This is a genomic window from Geodermatophilus sp. SYSU D00700 (assembly GCF_054050255.1).
The window spans coordinates 311,300-332,195 of the sequence record NZ_JBJGZA010000001.1 but is presented as its reverse complement, the minus strand read 5'-3'; the positions used below and the strand labels follow the sequence as shown (position 1 = coordinate 332,195).

Below are 20,896 nucleotides of genomic sequence, written 5' to 3'. Positions count from 1 at the left end.
GTCAGTCGGTGTCCTGCGCTCCGGGCAGCCGGCTCGCCGCCGCGGCGTCGAGCAGCCAGCGGGTGGCCCGGCGGCCGCAGGCGCCGGCCGCCGGCACCTCGAGCGGGTCGGCGCCGCCGAGGGCCCGCGCGACGGCCTCGGCCTTGCCCTCACCGGCCACGAGCAGCCACACCTCCTCGGCGCTGCCGATCGCGGAGAAGCCCAGGCTGACCCGGGTCGGGGGCGGCTTGGGGCAGTCGCGCACGGCCACCACGGGACGCGCGTCCGACGCCGCCGGCGAGTGCGGGAAGATCGACGCCACGTGGCCCTCGCCGCCCATCCCGAGCAGCAGCACGTCGAAGCGCGGCAGCGGCCCGCCCTCGGCCGCGTCGGCCAGCACCCCGGCGTACCACTCGGCCGCCTCCTCGGGCTCGGCGAACCCGGCGTCGGAGGCCGGCATCGGGTGCACCCGCTCGGCGGGTACGCCGACCCGGTCGAGCAGGACCTCCCGGGCGCCCTTCTCGTTGCGCTCGTCGTCGTCGGCCGGGACGAAGCGCTCGTCGCCCCACCAGACGTCGACGGCGCCCCAGTCCACCCGCTCGCGGGCCGGCTCGGCGGCGAGGTCGGCGACGCGCCGCAGCACGTCGGTGCCCACACCCCCGCCGGTGAGCACGACCGACGCCGTCCCGTGCACCGCCTGCGCGGCGGCCAGCCGGGCCACCAGCGCCGCGGCGACCGCGCGGGCCAGCGTCTCGGCGTCGGGCTCGACGATCACGTCGGGCACCGGGCCGTCGGTCCGCCGCGAGAGCTCCTCGACGATCCGGTCACCGGGGGTGAGGGTCACCGGACCGCCTCGGGTGCCGTCGGGTCGGGGGTGTCGTGCTCGCCGTGCAGGGCCACCTCGTCGGTGCCCTCGGAGGTCGGCGGGACGGTGGGCGCCGCGCCGTGCGGGCTGCCCTCGGCGACCTCCGCGGCGTCGACCGCCCCGGATCCGGCGCCGTCCGGCTCGGCGGGGTCGACCCACACGTGCGAGCGCACCCCGGCGCGGCCGGCCAGCCCCGAGACCCCGGTGGTGGTCTCCAGCGCCTCGGCGTAGGGCTCGTCGGGGTCCAGCCGGCGCAGCTCCTCGCCGAGCAGGTCGCCCAGCGAGCGGTCGGGCAGCGCCATGGTGGCGTCGGGCCGGTAGGGCTGGCTGATCACCGCGCCGCCGCGGCGGTCGGCGTGGACGCGCACCTCCTCGTCCTGGTCGAGCTCGAGGACCACCGAGTCGATGCCGCTGGGGCCGGAGTGCCGGGTGGCCTGCACGACCTCCAGCCGGGCGCCCGAGCGTGACTCGATCCAGCCGGCCAGCAGTTGCGCGGTGGCCGCACCCGGGTCGCCCTCGACGCGCCCGCCCAGGATCCGGACGACGTCGCCGCGGCGGCCGGAGACCGAGTCCAGCGCCGAGGTGAGGGTCGCCCGCCAGCCGGTGGACCGGGTCCAGGCCAGGTCGGTGTCGCCGGGGGCGTAGTCCTGCGCCCGGGTGCGCAGCGCGGTCATCTGGTCGGCGGCCACGGTGCTGTCGGTGATCCGCCGGTCGGCGATGACGGCGAGTGCGTCGGTGGTCAGCTGTTGGGGCGGGTCGCTGTGCCACCAGGTGACCACGGGGGCGTCGGCGGCCAGCAGGGGGAGCACGACCGACTCGGCGTGCAGGGCCAGCCGCCCGTACATCCGCATGACGACCGCCTCACCGGGGCCCAGCCGCCCGCCGATGGACACCTCGGCGTCCAGGCGCGGGACGGGGGCCTCGATCTGCCGGCGCACCACCACGAGGATCCGGCAGGGGTGCTGCTCGGAGGCGGTGGTCGCGGCCTCCTCGGCCTCGGTCACCCGGCCCTCGTCGGCGACGACGACCAGCGTCAGGGCCACGCCGGAGAGGACCGCGCCGCCGGTCCGTCGCTGGGCGGCCAGTTCCTTCACCACGGCCGAGCCGGTGGTGTCCCACAGCGTGGTCACGGGATCTGCTCCTCTCGACGGCGACTGTCCCGGGGCGGGGTCACGGACGCCGCCACCGGCGCCCCTCGGCGGCGAGCATGTCGTCGGCGGCCCGCGGGCCCCACTCGCCGGCCCGGTAGGGCTCCGGCGCGCTGCCCGCCCAGAACTCCTCGAGCGGGTCGATGACCGCCCAGGACGCCTCGACCTCGGCGTTGCGCGGGAACAGCGTGGCGTCGCCGAGCAGCACGTCGAGCAGCAACCGTTCGTAGGCCTCGGGGCTGGTCTCGGTGAACTGCTCGCCGTAGAGGAAGTCCATGGACACGTCCCGGACCTCCATGACGCTGCCGGGCACCTTCGACCCGAACTTGAGCGTCACCCCCTCGTCGGGCTGCACGCGCACGACGAGCTGGTTGTTGCCCAGCTCCTCGGTGTCGGTGTCGGCGAAGGGCAGGTGCGGCGCCCGCTTGAACACCAGCGCGATCTCGGTGACCCGGCGCGGCAGCCGCTTGCCGGCGCGCAGGTAGAACGGCACGCCGGCCCAGCGGCGGGTCTCCACGCCCAGCCGGACCGCGGCGTAGGTCTCGGTCGTCGACGCCGGGTCGACGCCCTCCTCCTGCTGGTAGCCGCGGGCCCGCTGGCCGGCCAGCCAGCCCTGCTCGTACTGGCCGCGGACGGCGAAGGTGCGCATGTCCTCGGGCAGCGACACCGCGCGCAGCACCTTGAGCTTCTCGGTGCGGATCTCGTCGGCGGAGAACTCGACCGGCTCCTCCATCGCGGTGAGCGCCAGCAGCTGCAGCAGGTGGTTCTGCAGCACGTCGCGGGCGGCGCCGGTCCGCTCGTAGAACTGCGCCCGCCCGCCGATGCCGACGTCCTCGGCCATGGTGATCTGCACCGAGTCGACGTGGTGGCCGTTCCAGATCGGCTCGAACAGCGTGTTGGCGAACCGCAGCGCCATCAGGTTCTGGACGGTCTCCTTGCCCAGGTAGTGGTCGATGCGGAAGACGTCCTCGGCGCTGAACACCGAGTCGACCAGCTCGTTGAGCTCGCGGCTGGAGGCCAGGTCGGTGCCGAAGGGCTTCTCGACGACGACCCGCCGCCACCGGTCGGGCGTGCTCTCGGCCATGCGGGTGCGCTGCATCTGCTTGAGCACGACCGGGAACATCGCCGGCGGGATGGACAGGTAGAACGCCGCGTTGCCGCCGATGCCGTGGCTGCTCTCCAGGTCGTTCAGCGCGTTGGCCAGCTCGTCGAAGGCGTTGTCGTCGTCGAAGGACCCCTGCACGAACCGGACGCTGGCGGCCAGCCGCTCCCAGACCTCCTCCCGCCACGGCGTGCGGGCGGCGTTGCGGGCGGCGTCCCGGGCCAGCTCGGCGAAGTCCTGGTCACCCCAGTCCCGCCGCGCGAAGCCCAGCAGCGCGAAGTTGGTCGGCAGCAGCCCCCGGTTGGCCAGGTCGTAGACCGCGGGGAGCAGCTTCTTGCGCGCCAGGTCGCCGGTGATGCCGAAGACGACCAGCGCGCAGGGCTCGGGGACGCGCGGCAGCCGCCGGTCCCGCGGGTCGCGCAGCGGGTTGGGGATCACGAGTCCTCCTCTGGGCTCCTCGGTGCGACGACCCCGGTGCTACCCCGGCGGTCAGCCGAGGGCACCGAGGACCTGGTCGATCCCGGCGGCGCGGTCGGTCAGGTGCAGGTGCAGCAGCGGCCGCTGCCGGTCGGCCAGCGCCTGCCGGTCACCGGCGGCCTGGGCGGCCTGCAGCGTGCCGAAGGAGAACGGCCGGTCGGGCACCGGCAGGTCCTCGGCGACCGCGCCGGTGACCTGCAGGAACGCGCCGACCTGCGGGCCGCCCTTGTGGTACTGGCCGGTCGAGTGCAGGAACCGCGGACCCCAGCCGAAGGTGACCGCGTGCTCGGTGCGCCGGGCCAGCGCCGCGCGCAGCTCCCCGGCGCGGGCGTCGGCCTCCCGGTCGAGGTAGGCCATGACGGCGAGGTAGCCGCGCGGCGGCACCGAGGCCAGCAGCGAGTCGAGGACCAGCCGCAGGCCGTCGTGCTGCGACACGTCGACGCCGTCGAGCACCCCGCCCGAGCCGTACACCTCGACCGCGCCGATCGTCACGGCCGGCTGCTCGTCGGGCAGGCCGGCGTCGAGGATGCGGGCGGTGTTCTCCTTCGACTCGGTGACGTTGGGCTGGTCGAAGGGGTTGATCCCCAGCACCCGCCCGGCGACCGCGGTCGCGTACTCCCAGCCGAGGAACTGGGCGCCCAGCGGGCCGGTGACCCCGACCGAGGGCCGGCCCTCGACCGGGCTCCCGCCGACGACGGCCAGCAGTGCGTCGGGCGCCGCCGATCCCGGGGCGTCGGCCGACTCCAGGACGACGGGCAGCAGCCCGCGGCCCTCCTTGCCGGTGGACTCGGCGACGAGCTGCTCGGCCCAGTCGCCGAAGCCCTCGATGCGGCCGCCGCCGGTGCCGCCGTCGGCCAGCGCCACCTTGTCCCGGCCGGTGCGGAAGCCGGCCCCGAGCGCGACGCCGAGCTCCAGCGCCGGGTTGCCCGGCTCGGCGAGGTGCTCGGCGAGGTCGGCGGCCTCGTCGAGCAGGGACCCGACGTCGACCCCGGCCAGCGCGGCCGGCACCAGGCCGAACGCCGACAGCGCGCTGTAGCGGCCGCCGACGTTCGGGTCGGCGAGGAAGACCGCGCGGGCGCCCATCGCCGCCGCCGTCTCGGCCAGCGGCGAGCCCGGGTCGGTGACGACGACGAACCGGCGCCCGGCCTGCTCCTCGTCCAGGCCCGCCTCGGCGAAGGCGGCGAGGAAGGCCCGGCGGTGGCTGTCGGTCTCGATCGTGCCGCCGGACTTGGAGCTGACCACCACGACGGTGCGCTCGAGGTCGGCCATGGCGGCGGCGACCTGCCCCGGGTCGGTGGTGTCGAGCACCACCAGCGGTGCGCCCGCGGTCCGGCAGATCACCTCGGGCGCGAGCGAGGACCCGCCCATGCCGGCCAGCACCACCCGGTCGAGGCCCTCGGCGGCCAGCTCCGACCGCAGCGCGGCCAGCCGCGGCAGCAGCTCCCGGGAGGACGCCGGCAGGTCCAGCCAGCCCAGCCGGATGGCGGCCTCGCTCTCGGCCTCCGGACCCCACAGCGTGGCGTCCTTGGCCACCAGCCGCGCGGCGACGTCGTCGTCGGCCAGTTGCGTCCGGACGTTCTCGGGGACGTCGAGCCCGCTGCAGCTGAACTGCAGGGTCATGCCTTGTCCTCGAGCTCACTGCGGACCGACTCGGTGAGCTCGTCCCACGAGTCGACGAACTTCTGCACGCCCTCGTCCTCGAGCACGCGGAAGACGTCGTCGAGGTCGACCCCGGCGTCGGCGATGGCCTTCATGGTGGCCGCCGCGTCCTCGTAGCTCTGCTGCACCGGGGTGCCCGGCTCGCCGTGGTCGGCGTAGGCCTTGAGCGTCTTCTCCGGCATCGTGTTGACCGTGCCGGGGGCGATGAGCTCGCTGACGTAGAGGGTGTCGGAGTACTCGGGGTTCTTCACGCCGGTGGAGGCCCACAGCGGCCGCTGCGGCCGGGCGCCCTTGGCCTCCAGCGCCTTCCAGCGGTCGGAGGAGAAGACCTCCTCGTAGGCCTGGTAGGCCAGCTGCGCGTTGGCCAGCGCCGCCTTCCCCTTGAGCTGGTCGGCGCCGACCTTCTCCAGCCGCTTGTCGATCTCGGTGTCCACGCGGGACACGAAGAACGAGGCCACCGACGCGATCCCGGTCAGGTCGGCGTCGGGGTCCTCGGCCAGCCGCTGCTCCAGCCCGGCCAGGTAGGCGTCCATGACGGCCCGGTAGCGCTCGAGGCTGAAGATGAGGGTGACGTTGACACTGATGCCGCGGGCGATCGAGGTGGTGATCGCCGCCAGCCCCTCCTCGGTGGCGGGGATCTTGATGAACAGGTTCGGCCGGTCGACCAGCCACCACAGGTGCGCCGCCTCGGCCGCCGTCGCGTCGGTGTCGCGGGCCAGGCCCGGCGCCACCTCCAGCGACACCCGGCCGTCGCCGGGCTGCCGCTCCGCGACCGGCGCGAGCAGGTCGCAGGCGTCCCGGACGTCGGCGGCGGTGATGGTGCGCAGCGCCTCCTCGACGCTCACCCGGCGCACGGCGAGGGCGTGCACCTGGTCGTCGTAGGAGTCCGACCCGCTGATCGCCGCGGCGAAGATCGTCGGGTTGGTGGTGACGCCGACGACCGAGTACTCGTCGACCAGCGACTGCAGGTTGCCGCTGCGGATGCGGTCGCGCGAGAGGTCGTCGAGCCAGACGGCGACCCCCGCGGACGACAGCTGCGCCAGCTTCTCGTTCTGTGCCATGGTCTCGGTCCTTCCAGATAGTGGGCCCGGCGGCTCAGCGGTCGCCGGTGGGGTGGGGGAGGCCGCCGGTGGCCGCGACCGGGCCGGCCGGGACGGCGGTGCCCGACGCGGCGGCCTCGATCGACTCGCGGGCGGCGGTGACGACGGCCTCGTCGGTGAGACCGAACTCCTCGTAGAGGACGGAGTAGGCGGCGCTGGCGCCGTAGTGGGTCAGGCCCACGATCCGGCCGGCGTCGCCGACGAACTCGCGCCAGCCCATGGGGACGCCGGCCTCGACGCTGACCCGGGCGCGGACGCTCGGCGGGAGCACCTCGTCCTTGTAGGCCTGGTCCTGGTCGGCGAACCACTCGACGCAGGGCACCGACACCACGCGGGTGGGGACGCCGTCGGCCTCGAGCCGCTCGCGGGCGGCGACGGCGATCTGCACCTCCGAGCCGGTGCCCAGCAGGATCACCTCGGGCTGCCCGTTCGAGGCGTCGGCCAGCACGTAGGCACCGCGGGCGACGCCCTCGGCGGAGGCCATCACCGAGCGGTCGAACACCGGCAGGTTCTGCCGGGACAGCAGCAGGCCGGCCGGGCGGTCGTTGTGCTCGAGGATGGTCCGCCAGGCGACGGCGACCTCGTTGGCGTCGGCCGGGCGGACGACGTCGAGGCCGGGGATGGCGCGCAGCGCGGCGAAGTGCTCGATCGGTTGGTGGGTCGGGCCGTCCTCGCCCAGGCCGATCGAGTCGTGCGTCCACACGTAGATGACCGGCAGCTGCATGAGCGCGGCCAGGCGGACCGCGCCGCGCATGTAGTCGGAGAAGGTGAGGAAGGTGCCGCCGTAGACGCGGGTGCCGCCGTGCAGCGCGATGCCGTTCATGATCGCGCCCATGGCGTGCTCGCGGACGCCGAAGTGCAGGGTGCGGCCGTAGGGGCCGCCGCTCCACATCTTCGTCTGGCGGTCCGAGGGCAGGAACGAGGGCTCGCCCTCGACGGCGGTGTTGTTGCTCTCGGCGAGGTCGGCCGACCCGCCCCACAGCTCGGGCAGCACCGGGTAGAGGGAGGAGAGCACCTTGCCCGAGGCCTTGCGGGTGGCCACGCCCTTGGGGTCGGCGTCGAAGGTGGGCAGGCCCTCGGCCCAGCCCTCGGGCAGCCGGCGCTCGCCCATCCGGGCCAGCAGTGCGGCGCGCTCGGGCTGCTCCTGCGCCCAGGCGTCGAAGCGCTGCTGCCACTCGGCGTGCGCCTGCTTGCCGGTGTCGACCACCGAGCGGGCGTGGGCGAGCACCTCGTCGTCGACCTGGAAGGTCTGCTCCGGGTCGAAGCCGAGGACCTCCTTGGTGGCGCGCACCTCGTCGTCGCCGAGCGCCGAGCCGTGTGCGGCGCCGGTGTTCTGCTTGTTGGGCGCCGGCCAGGCGATGACCGTCCGCAGCACGATGATCGACGGGCGGCCGGTCTCGGCCTTGGCGGCGGCGACGGCGGCGTCGACCGCGGCGAGGTCCTCGCCGTCGTCGACGCGCTGCACGTGCCAGCCGTAGGCCTCGTAGCGCTTGCCGACGTCCTCGGTGAAGGCGACGGTCGTGTCGTCCTCGATGGAGATGCGGTTGTCGTCGTAGACGAGCACCAGGTTGCCCAGCTTCTGGGTGCCGGCCAGCGACGACGCCTCGCCGCTCACGCCCTCCTCCAGGTCGCCGTCGGAGGCGAAGACCCAGATGGTGTGGTCGAAGAGGCTCTCGCCCTCGGCGGCGTCGGGGTCGAGCAGGCCCCGCTCGCGGCGGGCGGCCATGGCCATGCCGACGGCGTTGCCGACGCCCTGGCCGAGCGGGCCGGTCGTCGTCTCCACGCCCGGGGTGTGGTTGACCTCCGGGTGGCCGGGGGTCTTCGAGCCCCAGGTGCGCAGCGCCCTGAGGTCGTCGAGCTCGAGGCCGTAGCCGGACAGGTACAGCTGCACGTACAGCGTCAGGCTCGAGTGCCCCATGGACAGCACGAAGCGGTCGCGGGCGACCCAGTTCGGGTCGCTGGGGTCGTGCCGGAGCCACTTGTGGAACAGCAGGTAGGCGGTGGGCGCCATGCTCATCGCAGTGCCCGGGTGGCCGTTGCCGACCTTCTGGACGGCGTCCATGGCCAGCACCCGGGCGGTGTCGATCACGCGGCGGTCGAGGTCGCCGAAGCCGTCCGGCAGCGTCGGGCGCGGCTGGCGGGGGTCGCCGGTCGGCGCGTCGGTGGCGGCCTCGGCCGGGGCCTCGGACCCGGTGCTCCTGGTGCCCGAGCTCGTGGTGTCGCTGGTCATGTCGGACGGTGCTCCTCGAGGTCGGCCGGTGCTGAGCCGTCCGGGGACGGTGTCCCGTGCTCCCGGACGGGCGACGCGGGCGGTGAGTGCGGTGGGGCCCGGTGCCCCCCGGGTCATCGCTGGCCCGGGACGCTCCGTCGTCGGCGACGGCCGTACCCGCTGTCCGCGCGGCGTCAACGTGATCAGACCCTAGTCATCCCGAGCCGCCGGCGGGGTGCCCGAGGGATACAGTGGGCAGCGTTCATCCCCCGGTTCGAAGGGACCCCCGTGCTGTCCTCGTGCCCGGTGGTGCCCTGGCGCCCGTGGGTGCGCGCGGGAGAGGTCGTCAGGTGACGGCGCTCTCCGAGCGCCCGGCCGTCTCCGCCCGCCGCCTGCCCGCCGTGGTGGGCGCCTACGTCGCGCTGACCAAGCCGAAGCTCGTCGAGCTGCTGCTGGTGACGACGCTGCCGGCGATGATGATGGCGGCCGGCGGGTGGCCCTCCTGGCGGCTCGTGGGCGCCACGCTGGTCGGCGGGATGTTCGCCGCGGGGGCGGCCAACGTCGTCAACTGCTGGTACGACCGGGACATCGACCGGCTGATGTCGCGCACCCGCAACCGGCCCATCCCGGCCGGGGTGGTGTCCCCGCGGGCGGCGCTGGTCTTCGGGGCGGTCCTGGCCACGGCGTCGCTGGCCATCCTGTGGTTCGAGACGACGCCGCTGGCCACGGCGCTGGCCGCGGTGGCGATCCTGGCCTACTCCGTCGTCTACACGATGGTGCTCAAGCGCCGGACCCGGCACAACACGGTCTTCGGGGCGTTCCCCGGGGCCGCGCCGGTGCTCATCGGCTGGGCGGCGGTGACCGGCTCGCTCGACTGGCCGGCGCTGGCCTTCTTCGCCGTCGTGTTCTGCTGGCAGATGCCGCACTTCTGGGCGCTGGCCAGCCGGTACCGCGAGGACTACGCCCGGGCCGGGGTCCCGATGCTGTCGGTCGTCGCCGGTCCGGCGAGCGTGGGCCGGCAGTCGGTCGTGTGGGCGTGGGCCACGCTCGGGGCGACCCTGCTCATGGGGTCGTTGAGCCCCGTCCTGGGCTGGGCGTTCGCCATCGGCGGCGGACTCCTCGGCGCCTGGTACGTCGCCGAGTCCCACCAGTGGCTCGGCCGCATCCTGGCCGCGGTCCCGGGCCGGCCGATGCGGCTGTTCTCGGTGTCGATCACGCACATGACGCTGCTGTCGATCGCGATCGCCGTCGACGTCCTCCTCTGAGCACTCCGGCGACCCCGCCGTCCGCCGGGAAGCGCCCAGTGGGTCATCCGGTGTGGTCACGGGACCGCGATGACGACGGCAGCGCACCTCTCGACGCGACCGTGCGCACCTCGCTGCCGCCGGGCGCAGCGGCCTCCGGTCGGGCACCGCGGGGTGGGGCCGGCGCGGGAGTGAGGCCGGCCCCGCGGCTCAGCGGACGGCGGCGGTGGGGACGGCGGCGGCGTCGAGGGGCTGCTCGCTCGCCGGGCCGCGGACCGACCACGCCAGTCGCGCGGTGTACACGGTCACCAGCACCGCGCCGAGCATGTGCAGCAGCACCAGCAGCACCGCCAGGTGGGTGAAGTACTGCACGAAGCCGACCACGCCCTGCAGCAGCTGCACGACCAGCAGGTCGCGCGCGGCCCGGCGCACCCGGCCGGGGGAGTCCATGGCGTGCAGCGCCACCAGCAGCGCGACGGTCAGGCCGACGAGCAGGAAGACGGCGTCGGCGTGCAGCTGGCTGACCGTCTCGGGGTCGAAGCCCATCCGCCCACCCGAGGGGGCGCCGGTGTCGTCGAGGTCGCCGCTGTGCGGGCCGCTGCCGGTGACGATCGTGCCCAGCACCAGCACCGCGGCGGTCACCGCGGAGATCCCGCCGACCAGCAGCGCGATGGGACGGCGGACCAGCGGCTGGCCGACCCCGGGTTCCCGCGACCGCAGCCACAGCACCGTGGACACCGCGACCAGTACCGACGACAGCAGGAAGTGCGCGGCCACCGTCCACGGGTTCAGGCCGGTCAGCACGGTCACCCCGCCGAGCAGCGCCTGCGCGGGGATGCCCAGGAACGCGACGACGGCGAGCGTGCGCAGGTCGCGGCGGCCGGAGCGGAAGACTGCGACGACGGTGGCGATCGCGACCGCGGCGAGCACGAAGGTCAGCAGCCGGTTGCCGAACTCGATCGCGCCGTGCCCGGCCAGCTCCGGAGTGGCCACGAAGCTCTCGTCGGTGCACCGCGGCCAGGTGGGGCAGCCCAGCCCCGAGCCGGTCAGCCGGACGGCGCCGCCGGTGACGACGATCGCGCCGTTGGCCACCAGGTTGACCAGCGCGATCCGGGAGACGAGGGCAGAGGGGACCCGCACGGCCCGATGCTAGCCGCGCGCGGGCGCCGTCCCGGTTCGCTCAGGGCAGATCACAGCGGGGAAGCAGCGGGGCCCGGCCGGGCGCTGCACCCCCTCGGCAGCGGCCGACGCGCCGCGCCCGGTGACGGTGCCCCATCACGGGTACGGGCTCCCCGACGGGAGACCTCCGGCGAGCACCTCCCGACCGACCCGACTCCCTGGACGTGAGGCATGACCACCCCCTTCTTCCCCGGCCCCTACGGGAGCCCCTTCGACGACTTCTTCGCCCGCTACCTCGGCGGCGGGCAGGGCGTCCCGCGCCAGCGTGTCGACATCACCCAGTTCCTCAGCCAGCAGGCGCGCGAGCTGGTCAACGCCGCGGCCCACCAGGCGGTGGCCACCGGCAGCGCCGACCTCGACACCGAGCACCTGCTGTGGGCGATGACCGGCGACGAGACCACCCGCGCCTTCCTCTCCCGCACCGGCGCCGACCCCGACCGGCTGCGCAGCGAGCTCGACGGCCAGCCGCTGCGCGGCGAGCCGCGGGACGAGGCGCCGTCCCTGACGCCGGCCGCCAAGCGCGCCCTGCTCGACGCCCACCGGGTGTCGCGCGCCCTGGGCAGCACCTACATCGGCCCCGAGCACCTGCTGTTCGCCCTCGCCGTCAACCCCGACTCCCCGGGCGGCCGGGTGCTGCGCGAGCGCGGCGTCACCCCGGAGGCCCTCCAGCAGGCCGCGACGGGTGCCCCGCAGCCCGGCGGCGGGCGGCCCGGCGGCCCCGGGCAGGGGCAGCAGTCGAGCACCCCGACGCTCGACGAGTTCGGCCGCGACCTCACCGAGATGGCCCGCAACGGGCAGATCGACCCGGTGATCGGCCGCGAGTCCGAGATCGAGCAGACCGTCGAGGTCCTCTCGCGGCGCCGGAAGAACAACCCGGTGCTCATCGGCGAGGCCGGCGTCGGCAAGACCGCGATCGTCGAGGGCATCGCCGCCCAGATCGTCGAGGGCGACGTCCCGGAGACGCTGCGCGGCCGCCGGCTGGTCGAGCTCGACCTCACCGGCCTGGTGGCGGGCACCCGCTACCGGGGCGACTTCGAGGAGCGGCTCAAGAAGGTCATGGACGAGATCCGCGAGCACTCCGACGAGGTGATCGTGTTCATCGACGAGCTGCACACCGTCGTCGGCGCGGGCGCCTCGGAGGGCTCCGGCGGTGCGGGCAACATGCTCAAGCCGGCCCTGGCCCGCGGCGAGCTGCACATCATCGGCGCGACGACGCTCGACGAGTACCGGCGGAACATCGAGAAGGACGCGGCGCTGGAGCGCCGGTTCCAGCCGATCCTGGTGACCGAGCCCAGCGTCGAGGACACCGTGCAGATCCTCTGCGGCCTGCGCGACCGCTACGAGGCCCACCACCAGGTGCGCTTCACCGACGACGCCGTCCGGGCCGCCGTGGAGCTCTCCGACCGCTACGTCACCGACCGGCACCTGCCCGACAAGGCCATCGACCTCATCGACCAGGCCGGTGCCCGGGTGCGCCGGCGGGTGAAGACCCCGCCGACCGACCTGCGCGGCCTCGAGCAGGAGGTCGACCGGCTGCAGCGGGAGAAGGACCAGGCGGTCGCCGCGGAGCAGTACGAGCGCGCCGTCGAGCTGCGCGACCAGCTCGCCCAGGCGCAGGCGCGCCTGGAGGAGGCCCGCAGCGGCGGTGGCCGGTCCGGCGTCCCCGAGGTCGGCGTCGAGGACGTCGCCGAGGTGGTGTCGCGGCAGACCGGCATCCCGGTGGCCCAGCTGACGCAGGAGGAGATGGCGCGGCTGCTGCAGCTCGAGGAGCACCTGCACGGGCGGGTGGTCGGCCAGGACGACGCCGTCCGCGTGGTGGCCGAGGCCGTCCGCCGCTCCCGCGTGGGGCTGGGCGACCCCGACCGGCCGATCGGGTCGTTCCTGTTCCTCGGCCCGACCGGCGTCGGCAAGACCGAGCTGGCGCGGGCGCTGGCCACGGCGCTGTTCGGCGACGAGGACCGCATGATCCGGCTGGACATGAGCGAGTTCCAGGAGCGGCACACGGTCAGCCGGCTGGTCGGCTCCCCGCCCGGCTACGTCGGCTACGAGGACGCCGGCCAGCTCACCGAGGCGGTGCGCCGCCGCCCCTACTCGGTGGTGCTGCTCGACGAGATCGAGAAGGCCCACCCCGACGTCTTCAACACCCTGCTGCAGGTGCTCGACGACGGCCGGCTCACCGACTCGCAGGGCCGCACGGTCGACTTCAGGAACACCGTGCTGATCATGACCAGCAACCTCGGCTCCGAGCTGATCCAGGGCCGCAACGCCCCGCTCGGCTTCGGCACCGGGGACGCCGCGGCCGCCGACGCCGGGCTGCGCGACCGGCTGATGCGGCGGCTGCGCGAGTCGTTCCGGCCGGAGTTCCTCAACCGGATCGACGAGATCGTGGTCTTCCAGCAGCTGGAGAGCGACCAGCTGCAGCAGATCACCCGGCTGCTGCTCGACGAGACCCGCCGACGGCTGGCGGCGCAGGACATCGCGGTGACCTTCACCGACGAGGCGGTCGCCTGGATCGCCGAGCGCGGCTTCGAGCCGCAGTTCGGCGCCCGTCCGCTGCGCCGGGCGATCCAGCGGGAGGTCGACAACCCGCTGGCGCGGCTGCTGCTCGACGGGCGGGTCGGCCCCGGCCGGCACGTGGTCGTCGGTGTCCGGGACGGCGCGCTCGACCTGTCCGTCGAGGACGCCGAGCCGGCGGCCGCCGCCCAGGCGTGACCCGGCCCACCAGGCCCTGACCAGCGCGGTCAGGGCCTGATGGGTTAGGGCGACCTTGCTTGCGGGGTCCCCGAAATAGGTCACAATCGTGTTGTGGAAACCAGCACGGCGCCGGCGGGGACGGGACGGGCCGACGACGTCCGCACCCGCGACCGGGTGACCGCGCTGCTGCTCGAGCACGGCCCGCAGACCGCCAGCGAGCTCGCCGGCCGGCTGGGCGTCAGCCCCGCCGCGGTGCGCCGCCACCTCGACGCGCTCGCCGCCCGCGGCCGCGTGGAGGAGCGGGCGGCGCCGGGCGCGCACCGGGGGCGGGGCCGGCCCGCCCGGCGCTTCCACCTCACCGACGCCGGCCGTTCGGGCTTCGCGCACGCCTACGACGACCTCGCGCTCACCGCGCTGCGCCACGTCGCCGCCTCGGGCGGTCCCGACGCCGTCCGCGCCGTCGCGGAGGCGCAGCTGGCCGGCCTGGAGCGGCGGGCCTCCGACGCGGTGGCGCGGGCCGCCGGGGCTCCGGTCGACCGCGCCCAGGCGCTCGCCGAGGCGCTGACCGCCGAGGGCTACGCTGCCTCGGCCTCCGCGATCGCCAGCGGCGGGCAGCTGTGCCAGCACCACTGCCCGGTGGCGCACGTGGCCGCGGAGTTCCCGCAGCTGTGCGAGGTCGAGACGGCGGTGATCGGCCGGCTGGTGGGGACGCACGTCCAGCGGCTGGCGACCATCGCCCACGGCGACGGCGTGTGCACCACCCACATCCCCGGGCCCGCACGCGCGCGGGCTCACACCGGCGCGGGGAACACACCGGGCCCCGCGCGCCCTGTACCCGGTGAGCGTGCAGCGCGGGTCCCGCGCCCCGCACCGTCCACCACCAGCAGCACCCCCACGAGCGACCGGGAGAGGACGCCCGCATGACCAGCACCCAGCAGCCGGTGACCGGCACGCCGCTGACGCAGGACGAGCAGATCGACCAGCTCGGCCGCTACCAGTACGGCTGGGCCGACGCCGACGTCGCCGGGGCCTCCGCCCGCCGCGGCCTGGACGAGGACGTCGTCCGGGACATCTCGGCGCGCAAGAACGAGCCCGAGTGGATGCTCGAGCGCCGGCTCAAGGCCCTCAAGCTCTTCGGCCGCAAGCCGATGCCCGACTGGGGCTCGGACCTGTCCGGGATCGACTTCCAGAACATCAAGTACTTCGTGCGCTCGACCGAGGCGCAGGCCACCTCGTGGGACGAGCTGCCCGAGGACATCAAGAACACCTACGACAAGCTGGGCATCCCCGAGGCGGAGAAGCAGCGGCTGATCGCCGGTGTCGCGGCCCAGTACGAGTCCGAGGTCGTCTACCACAAGATCCGCGAGGACCTCGAGGAGCAGGGTGTCGTCTTCCTCGACACCGACACCGCCCTCAAGGAGCACGAGGACCTCTTCCGCGAGTACTTCGGCTCGGTCATCCCGTCCGGCGACAACAAGTTCGCCGCGCTCAACACCGCGGTGTGGTCGGGTGGCTCGTTCATCTACGTGCCGAAGGGCGTGCACGTCGAGATCCCGCTGCAGGCCTACTTCCGGATCAACACCGAGAACATGGGCCAGTTCGAGCGGACGCTGATCATCGTCGACGAGGGCGCCTACGTGCACTACGTCGAGGGCTGCACCGCGCCGATCTACAAGTCGGACTCGCTGCACTCCGCGGTCGTCGAGATCATCGTCAAGAAGAACGCCCGCTGCCGGTACACGACCATCCAGAACTGGTCGAACAACGTCTACAACCTGGTCACCAAGCGGGCCGTCGCCCACGAGGGCGCGACCATGGAGTGGATCGACGGCAACCTCGGCTCCAAGGTCACCATGAAGTACCCGGCGGTCTGGATGACCGGCGAGCACGCCAAGGGCGAGGTGCTCTCCATCGCCTTCGCCGGCGAGGGCCAGCACCAGGACGCCGGCGCCAAGATGGTGCACGCCGCCCCGAACACCTCTTCGACCATCGTGTCGAAGTCGGTGGCCCGCGGCGGGGGCCGCACGTCCTACCGCGGCCTGGTCCAGATCGACGAGGGCGCGTCCGGGTCGAGGTCGACGGTCAAGTGCGACGCCCTGCTGGTCGACACGATCAGCCGGTCGGACACCTACCCCTACGTCGACGTCCGCGAGGACGACGTCGCGATGGGCCACGAGGCGACCGTCTCCCGGGTCAGCGAGGACCAGCTCTTCTACCTGATGAGCCGCGGCCTGTCCGAGGACGAGGCCATGGCGATGGTGGTGCGCGGCTTCGTCGAGCCGATCGCCCGGGAGCTGCCCATGGAGTACGCCCTCGAGCTCAACCGCCTGATCGAGCTGCAGATGGAAGGTGCCGTCGGCTGATGACCGACCCGAACACCACTGGCCTCACCACCGAGTCGGCCACCCTCGCCGGCGAGCTGTTCGGCGAGGGGGTGGGCACCCAGGCGGGCCCGCCGGCCGTCCCCGCGGCCGGCACCGGCACCGCCGGGCAGGCGGCCCCGGGCGCGCACTCGCACGGCGGCACCGCCCCGACGGGCTCGCCGGCCGAGCGGTTCACCTCGACCGACCCCGATGCCTTCGGCGTGCCCACCGGCCGCGAGGAGGTCTGGCGCTTCACCCCGATGCGCCGGATCCGCCCGCTGCTCGACGGCGCCCCGTCCGACGCGCACCTCGCCTGGGATCCCGACCTGCCCGAGGGCGTCGAGCTGACCTCGGTCGACGCCGACGACCCGCTGCTCAAGGGCCTGCCCGAGCCGGTCGACCGGCTGGCCGCGCTCACCCGGCAGCGCAGCGGCGGCGCCGCCGTCGTCCGCGTGGCCGCGGAGGCCCGGCCCGACCGGCCGGTCACGCTGCGGCTGTCGGGCACCGGGTCCGACGAGGTCGTCTGGGGCCAGCTGGTCGTCGAGGTGGGCGCGTTCGCGGAGGCGACCGTCGTCCTCGACCACGCGGGCCTGGCCCGGTACAGCGGCGGCGTCGCGGTCCTCGTGGGCGACGGCGCGCAGGTCACCGTCGTCTCGGTCCAGGACTGGGCGCCCGGTGCGGTGCACGGCGGCCAGTTCGACGCCGTCGTCGGCCGCGACGCCACCTTCCGGCAGGTCGTGGTCACCCTCGGCGGAGACCTCGTGCGGCTGGTCAGCAACGTGCAGTACGCCGGCCCCGGCGGGACCGCCGAGCTGTTCGGCGTCTACTTCTCCGACGAGACCCAGCACCAGGAACACCGGCTCTGGGTCGACCACGCGGTGCCCAACTGCACCAGCAACGTGCTCTACAAGGGCGCGCTGCAGGGCGAGGGCGCGCGCACGGTGTGGATCGGCGACGTCCGCATCCGCCCGGCGGCCACCGGCACCGACACCTACGAGCTCAACCGCAACCTGGTGCTCACCGACGGCGCCCGCGCCGACTCGGTGCCCAACCTGGAGATCGAGACCGGCGAGATCGTCGGCGCCGGCCACGCCAGCGCCACCGGCCGGTTCGACGACGAGCAGCTGTTCTACCTCTGCTCGCGGGGGATCGACGCCGAGACCGCCCGCCGCCTGGTGGTCCGCGGCTTCTTCGCCGACGTCGTCCAGCACATCGGGGTCGACGAGCTGCAGGACCGCATCATGCGCTCCATCGAGGCGCGCCTGGGGGCCCTGCCGGGCCTCGACGAGCAGCCGGTCGAGGTGGCCTGACCCATGGCCTTCGAGCGGGTCTGCGCCCTCTCCGACGTCCCGGAGAACGGGGCGCTGCGGGTGGAGCTGGCCGACCTCGACGTCGCCGTCGTCCGGTTCGAGGGCGAGGTCTACGCGGTCCAGGACGTCTGCTCGCACGCCGAGGTCCCCCTGTCCGAGGGCGACGTCGAGGAGTTCGACGGCGCCCCCACCATCGAGTGCTGGCTGCACGGGTCCTGCTTCGACCTGCGCACCGGCGAGCCCACCAACCTGCCGGCCACCGAGCCGGTCGACGTCTACCCGGTCCGCGTGCAGGGGGAGGACGTGCTCGTCGACACCGAAGCCGACGGCAGCCTCCCGCTCGCGGCCGGCAACTGAGGAGCGAGAAGAGAAGTGTCGGTTCTGGAGATCCGCGACCTGCACGTCACGGTCGGCGAGGGCGACGACGCCAAGGAGATCCTCAAGGGCGTCGACCTGACCGTCCGGTCGGGCGAGACGCACGCGATCATGGGCCCCAACGGGTCGGGGAAGTCCACGCTGGCCTACTCGATCGCCGGCCACCCGAAGTACACGATCACCGGCGGCACGGTGACCCTCGACGGCGAGGACGTCCTCGCGATGAGCGTCGACGAGCGCGCCCGCGCCGGCCTGTTCCTCGCCATGCAGTACCCGGTCGAGGTCCCCGGCGTCTCGGTGTCGAACTTCCTGCGCACCGCGGCCACCGCGGTCAAGGGCGAGGCGCCGAAGCTGCGCACCTGGGTCAAGGACGTGCGCGACGAGATGACCGCGCTGGAGATGGACCCGGCGTTCGCCGAGCGCAACCTCAACGAGGGCTTCTCCGGCGGTGAGAAGAAGCGCCACGAGATCCTGCAGATGCGGCTGCTCAAGCCGAAGATCGCCGTCCTCGACGAGACCGACTCCGGCCTCGACGTCGACGCGCTGCGGGTCGTCTCCGAGGGCGTCAACCGCACCCGCGAGGAGGGTGACGTCGGCGTCCTGCTGATCACCCACTACACGCGGATCCTGCGCTACATCACGCCGGACTTCGTGCACGTGTTCGTCGGCGGCAAGGTCGTCGACGAGGGCGGCAAGGAGCTCGCCGATAAGCTCGAGGCCGAGGGCTACGCCGCCTACGTCAAGGGCTCGAAGGAGACCGCGAAGGCATGACCTCGACCGTCTCGCGTCCCGCTGCCGGGGCGCAGAAGCAGCCCCTGCCCCTGGACGTCGAGGCGATCCGGGCGGACTTCCCGATCCTGTCGCGCACCGTGCGCGACGGGAAGCGGCTGGTCTACCTCGACTCCGGGGCCACCTCGCAGAAGCCGCGGAGCGTCCTCGACGCCGAGCGCGACTTCTACGAGAACCACAACGCCGCCCCGCACCGCGGCGCGCACCAGCTCGCCGAGGAGGCCACCGGCCTCTACGAGGCGGCGCGGGCGAAGGTCGCCGGGTTCATCGGCGCCGCCGTCGAGGAGGTCGTGTTCACCCGCAACACGACCGACGCGGTCAACACCGTCGCCTACGCGCTGTCCAACGCCGCCACGGCCAAGGAGCCGTCCTTCCGCCGGTACGCCGTCGGCCAGGGCGACGAGATCGTCGTGACCGAGATGGAGCACCACGCCAACCTGGTGCCCTGGCAGCAGCTGTGCGAGCGCACCGGCGCCACGCTGCGGTGGCTGGGCCTCACCGACGACGGCCGGCTCGACCTCTCCGACCTCGACACCGTCGTCACCGAGCGCACGAAGCTGGTCGCGGTCACCCAGCAGTCGAACATCCTGGGCACGATCAACCCGCTCGAGCCGATCGTGGCGCGGGCGCGGGAGGTCGGCGCGCTGGTGCTGGTCGACGGCGCGCAGTCGGTGCCGCACCAGCCGGTCGACGTCGCGGCGCTGGGCGCGGACTTCCTCGTCTTCTCCGGCCACAAGATGCTCGGGCCCACCGGTATCGGCGTGCTCTGGGGCCGCTACGAGGTGCTCGACGCGCTGCCGCCGTTCCTGACCGGCGGCTCGATGATCGAGGTCGTGCGCATGGAGGGCAGCACCTTCATGCCGCCGCCGCAGCGCTTCGAGGCCGGTGTGCCGATGACGGCGCAGGCCATCGGCCTCGGCGCCGCCGTCGACTACCTGCAGGCGCTGGGCATGGAGAACGTGCAGGCGCACGAGGAGGCGCTCACCGCCTACGCCCTCGAGCGGCTGCAGGCGATCCCCGGCGTCACGGTGATCGGTCCGCCCGACACCGTCGCCCGCGGGGGCGCGGTGTCCTTCACCGTCGAGGGCATCCACCCGCACGACGTCGGCCAGGTCCTCGACGACCTCGGCATCGCCGTCCGGGTCGGCCACCACTGCGCGTGGCCGGTGGTCCGGCGCTACGGCGTCCCGGCCACCACCCGGGCCACCTTCTACGTGCACACCGGCTACGACGACGTCGACGCGCTGGTGGAAGGTGTGCGGGCGGCGCAGCGTTTCTTCGGAGTGACGCCGGAGGAGGCACCCGCCTGATGCAGCTCGAGTCGATGTACCAGGAGATCATCCTGGACCACTACCGCAACCCGCACGGCCGCGGCCTGCGCGACCCGTTCGAGGCCGAGGTCCACCACGTCAACCCGACCTGCGGGGACGAGGTGACCCTGCGGGTGCACCTGGACGGCGACACGATCGCCGACGTGTCCTACGAGGGCATGGGCTGCTCGATCAGCCAGGCGTCGGTCTCGGCGATGTACGACCTCGTGGTCGGCCGCCCGGTCACCGACGCGCTGGCCACCGGCGAGCACTTCGTGACGCTCATGCAGTCCAAGGGCGACCCGGCGGTGGCCGAGAAGCTGGAGGACGAGCTCGAGGACGCCGTCGCCTTCGCGGGGGTGTCGAAGTACCCCGCCCGCATCAAGTGCGCGCTGATGAGCTGGATGGCCCTCAAGGACGCCTCCGCCCGCGCGCTGGCCGCCGCACCGACTGGAGGAACGGCATGAGCGAGACCACCACCGAGCCCACCCCCGAGCTCCCGCCGTACAAGTCGGCGCTCATCGAGGACGTCGAGGAGGCCATGCGCGACGTCGTCGACCCCGAGCTGGGCGTCAACGTCGTCGACCTCGGCCTGGTCTACGGCATCGACGTCGCCGACGAGGGGGAGTCGCAGGTCGCCGTCCTGGACATGACGCTGACCTCGGCCGCCTGCCCGCTCACCGACGTCATCGAGGACCAGGCCCGCCAGGCGCTGACCGGCGGCCCCGGCCCCGGACTGGTGGACGACATCCGGATCAACTGGGTCTGGATGCCGCCGTGGGGTCCGGACAAGATCACCGACGACGGCCGCGAGCAGCTGCGCGCCCTCGGTTTCCGGGTCTAGGGCTGCTCGCCGAGCTCCTGGGCCGACTGGCCGCCGGGGACGCCCCGCCGGCCGACGCGAGTGTCACGACGACTGCCCGCGCCCTCCGGGGCGCGGGCAGTCGTCGTCGGGGGCACCGCCTGGCACGTCCTGGCCGCGGTCGACCACCCCCGCGTCGCCCGGGCGCGGCGGCACCGCACCGACGTCCGGGTGTGGAGGACGCCGGACGGCGCGGGAGTGGTCGTGCTCGGGCGCGGCATCGCGGGGCGG

General features: G+C 73.9%; 17 protein-coding genes. 10 read left to right on the top strand and 7 right to left on the bottom strand.

What is annotated here, in order from left to right; genetic code table 11:
• Window position 1: 1 nt before the first annotated feature.
• From pgl to tkt, 6 genes are read right to left on the bottom strand one after another with little or no spacing between them, the layout of a single operon-like run.
• Window positions 2-823, bottom strand: a complete 822-nt coding sequence (gene pgl, locus ACI79V_RS01560) for a 6-phosphogluconolactonase (protein ID WP_456886198.1) — start codon at window positions 821-823, stop codon at window positions 2-4.
• On the bottom strand, window positions 820-1,974 hold the full coding sequence (locus ACI79V_RS01555; RefSeq protein ID WP_456886196.1) for a glucose-6-phosphate dehydrogenase assembly protein OpcA: 1,155 nt from the start codon (window positions 1,972-1,974) through the stop codon (window positions 820-822). The genes pgl and ACI79V_RS01555 overlap by 4 nt, the downstream gene beginning before the upstream one ends.
• 40 nt (window positions 1,975-2,014) lie before the next feature.
• Window positions 2,015-3,532, bottom strand: a complete 1,518-nt coding sequence (gene zwf, locus ACI79V_RS01550) for a glucose-6-phosphate dehydrogenase (protein WP_456886194.1) — start codon at window positions 3,530-3,532, stop codon at window positions 2,015-2,017.
• 51 nt (window positions 3,533-3,583) lie between these two features.
• On the bottom strand, window positions 3,584-5,191 hold the full coding sequence (locus ACI79V_RS01545) for a glucose-6-phosphate isomerase (protein WP_456886192.1): 1,608 nt from the start codon (window positions 5,189-5,191) through the stop codon (window positions 3,584-3,586).
• Window positions 5,188-6,291 (bottom strand): transaldolase, encoded by a 1,104-nt coding sequence (gene tal / locus ACI79V_RS01540; protein WP_456886190.1) that lies wholly within the window; start codon window positions 6,289-6,291, stop codon window positions 5,188-5,190. The genes ACI79V_RS01545 and tal overlap by 4 nt, the downstream gene beginning before the upstream one ends.
• Window positions 6,292-6,325: 34 nt before the next feature.
• A complete protein-coding gene (tkt, locus tag ACI79V_RS01535) occupies window positions 6,326-8,560 on the bottom strand; it encodes a transketolase (protein WP_456886188.1) in 2,235 nt (744 codons plus the stop codon).
• Between the two features lie 329 nt (window positions 8,561-8,889).
• Here tkt and ACI79V_RS01530 point away from each other — a divergent pair, with 329 nt between their 5' ends.
• A complete protein-coding gene (locus tag ACI79V_RS01530; RefSeq protein ID WP_456886186.1) occupies window positions 8,890-9,804 on the top strand; it encodes a heme o synthase in 915 nt (304 codons plus the stop codon).
• Between the two features lie 189 nt (window positions 9,805-9,993).
• Here ACI79V_RS01530 and ACI79V_RS01525 read toward each other — a convergent pair whose 3' ends face one another.
• Window positions 9,994-10,923 (bottom strand): COX15/CtaA family protein, encoded by a 930-nt coding sequence (locus tag ACI79V_RS01525; protein WP_456886184.1) that lies wholly within the window; start codon window positions 10,921-10,923, stop codon window positions 9,994-9,996.
• A 210-nt stretch (window positions 10,924-11,133) separates the two neighbouring features.
• Here ACI79V_RS01525 and ACI79V_RS01520 point away from each other — a divergent pair, with 210 nt between their 5' ends.
• From ACI79V_RS01520 to ACI79V_RS01480, 9 genes are all read left to right on the top strand, one after another.
• Window positions 11,134-13,674, top strand: coding sequence for an ATP-dependent Clp protease ATP-binding subunit (locus ACI79V_RS01520; RefSeq protein ID WP_456886182.1), 2,541 nt, complete (start codon window positions 11,134-11,136; stop codon window positions 13,672-13,674).
• A gap of 93 nt (window positions 13,675-13,767) precedes the next feature.
• Window positions 13,768-14,580, top strand: a complete 813-nt coding sequence (locus ACI79V_RS01515; protein WP_456874201.1) for a helix-turn-helix transcriptional regulator — start codon at window positions 13,768-13,770, stop codon at window positions 14,578-14,580.
• Window positions 14,577-16,019 (top strand): Fe-S cluster assembly protein SufB, encoded by a 1,443-nt coding sequence (sufB, locus tag ACI79V_RS01510; protein WP_456886180.1) that lies wholly within the window; start codon window positions 14,577-14,579, stop codon window positions 16,017-16,019. The genes ACI79V_RS01515 and sufB overlap by 4 nt, the downstream gene beginning before the upstream one ends.
• Window positions 16,019-17,329, top strand: a complete 1,311-nt coding sequence (gene sufD / locus ACI79V_RS01505) for a Fe-S cluster assembly protein SufD (RefSeq protein WP_456886178.1) — start codon at window positions 16,019-16,021, stop codon at window positions 17,327-17,329. Before sufB ends, sufD begins: the two co-directional genes overlap by 1 nt.
• Before the next feature lie 3 nt (window positions 17,330-17,332).
• Complete coding sequence (locus ACI79V_RS01500) at window positions 17,333-17,686, top strand: Rieske (2Fe-2S) protein (RefSeq protein WP_456886176.1); 354 nt, start codon at window positions 17,333-17,335, stop codon at window positions 17,684-17,686.
• 15 nt (window positions 17,687-17,701) lie between these two features.
• Entirely contained in the window at window positions 17,702-18,475 is a 774-nt protein-coding gene (gene sufC / locus ACI79V_RS01495) for a Fe-S cluster assembly ATPase SufC (protein ID WP_456886174.1), read from the top strand.
• The gene (locus ACI79V_RS01490; RefSeq protein WP_456886172.1) at window positions 18,472-19,803 is read left to right on the top strand and encodes a cysteine desulfurase; all 1,332 of its coding nucleotides are present in this window, start codon (window positions 18,472-18,474) and stop codon (window positions 19,801-19,803) included. The genes sufC and ACI79V_RS01490 overlap by 4 nt, the downstream gene beginning before the upstream one ends.
• The gene (sufU, locus tag ACI79V_RS01485) at window positions 19,803-20,270 is read left to right on the top strand and encodes a Fe-S cluster assembly sulfur transfer protein SufU (RefSeq protein WP_456886170.1); all 468 of its coding nucleotides are present in this window, start codon (window positions 19,803-19,805) and stop codon (window positions 20,268-20,270) included. Before ACI79V_RS01490 ends, sufU begins: the two co-directional genes overlap by 1 nt.
• Window positions 20,267-20,647 carry a metal-sulfur cluster assembly factor gene (locus tag ACI79V_RS01480; RefSeq protein ID WP_456886168.1) on the top strand — a complete coding sequence of 127 codons (381 nt, stop codon included), beginning with the start codon at window positions 20,267-20,269 and terminating at the stop codon, window positions 20,645-20,647. The genes sufU and ACI79V_RS01480 overlap by 4 nt, the downstream gene beginning before the upstream one ends.
• Window positions 20,648-20,896: the final 249 nt, after the last annotated feature.

Bases quoted from the DNA above. Each gene is read 5' to 3' on its own strand.
- ACI79V_RS01545 (WP_456886192.1), bottom strand. From the start codon at position 5,191: ATGACCCTGCAGTTCAGCTGCAGCGGGCTCGACGTCCCCGAGAACGTC.
- tal (WP_456886190.1), bottom strand. From the start codon at position 6,291: ATGGCACAGAACGAGAAGCTGGCGCAGCTGTCGTCCGCGGGGGTCGCC.
- tkt (WP_456886188.1), bottom strand. From the start codon at position 8,560: ATGACCAGCGACACCACGAGCTCGGGCACCAGGAGCACCGGGTCCGAG.
- ACI79V_RS01520 (WP_456886182.1), top strand. From the start codon at position 11,134: ATGACCACCCCCTTCTTCCCCGGCCCCTACGGGAGCCCCTTCGACGAC.
- sufB (WP_456886180.1), top strand. From the start codon at position 14,577: ATGACCAGCACCCAGCAGCCGGTGACCGGCACGCCGCTGACGCAGGAC.
- sufD (WP_456886178.1), top strand. From the start codon at position 16,019: ATGACCGACCCGAACACCACTGGCCTCACCACCGAGTCGGCCACCCTC.
- ACI79V_RS01500 (WP_456886176.1), top strand. From the start codon at position 17,333: ATGGCCTTCGAGCGGGTCTGCGCCCTCTCCGACGTCCCGGAGAACGGG.
- ACI79V_RS01490 (WP_456886172.1), top strand. From the start codon at position 18,472: ATGACCTCGACCGTCTCGCGTCCCGCTGCCGGGGCGCAGAAGCAGCCC.
- sufU (WP_456886170.1), top strand. From the start codon at position 19,803: ATGCAGCTCGAGTCGATGTACCAGGAGATCATCCTGGACCACTACCGC.
- ACI79V_RS01480 (WP_456886168.1), top strand. From the start codon at position 20,267: ATGAGCGAGACCACCACCGAGCCCACCCCCGAGCTCCCGCCGTACAAG.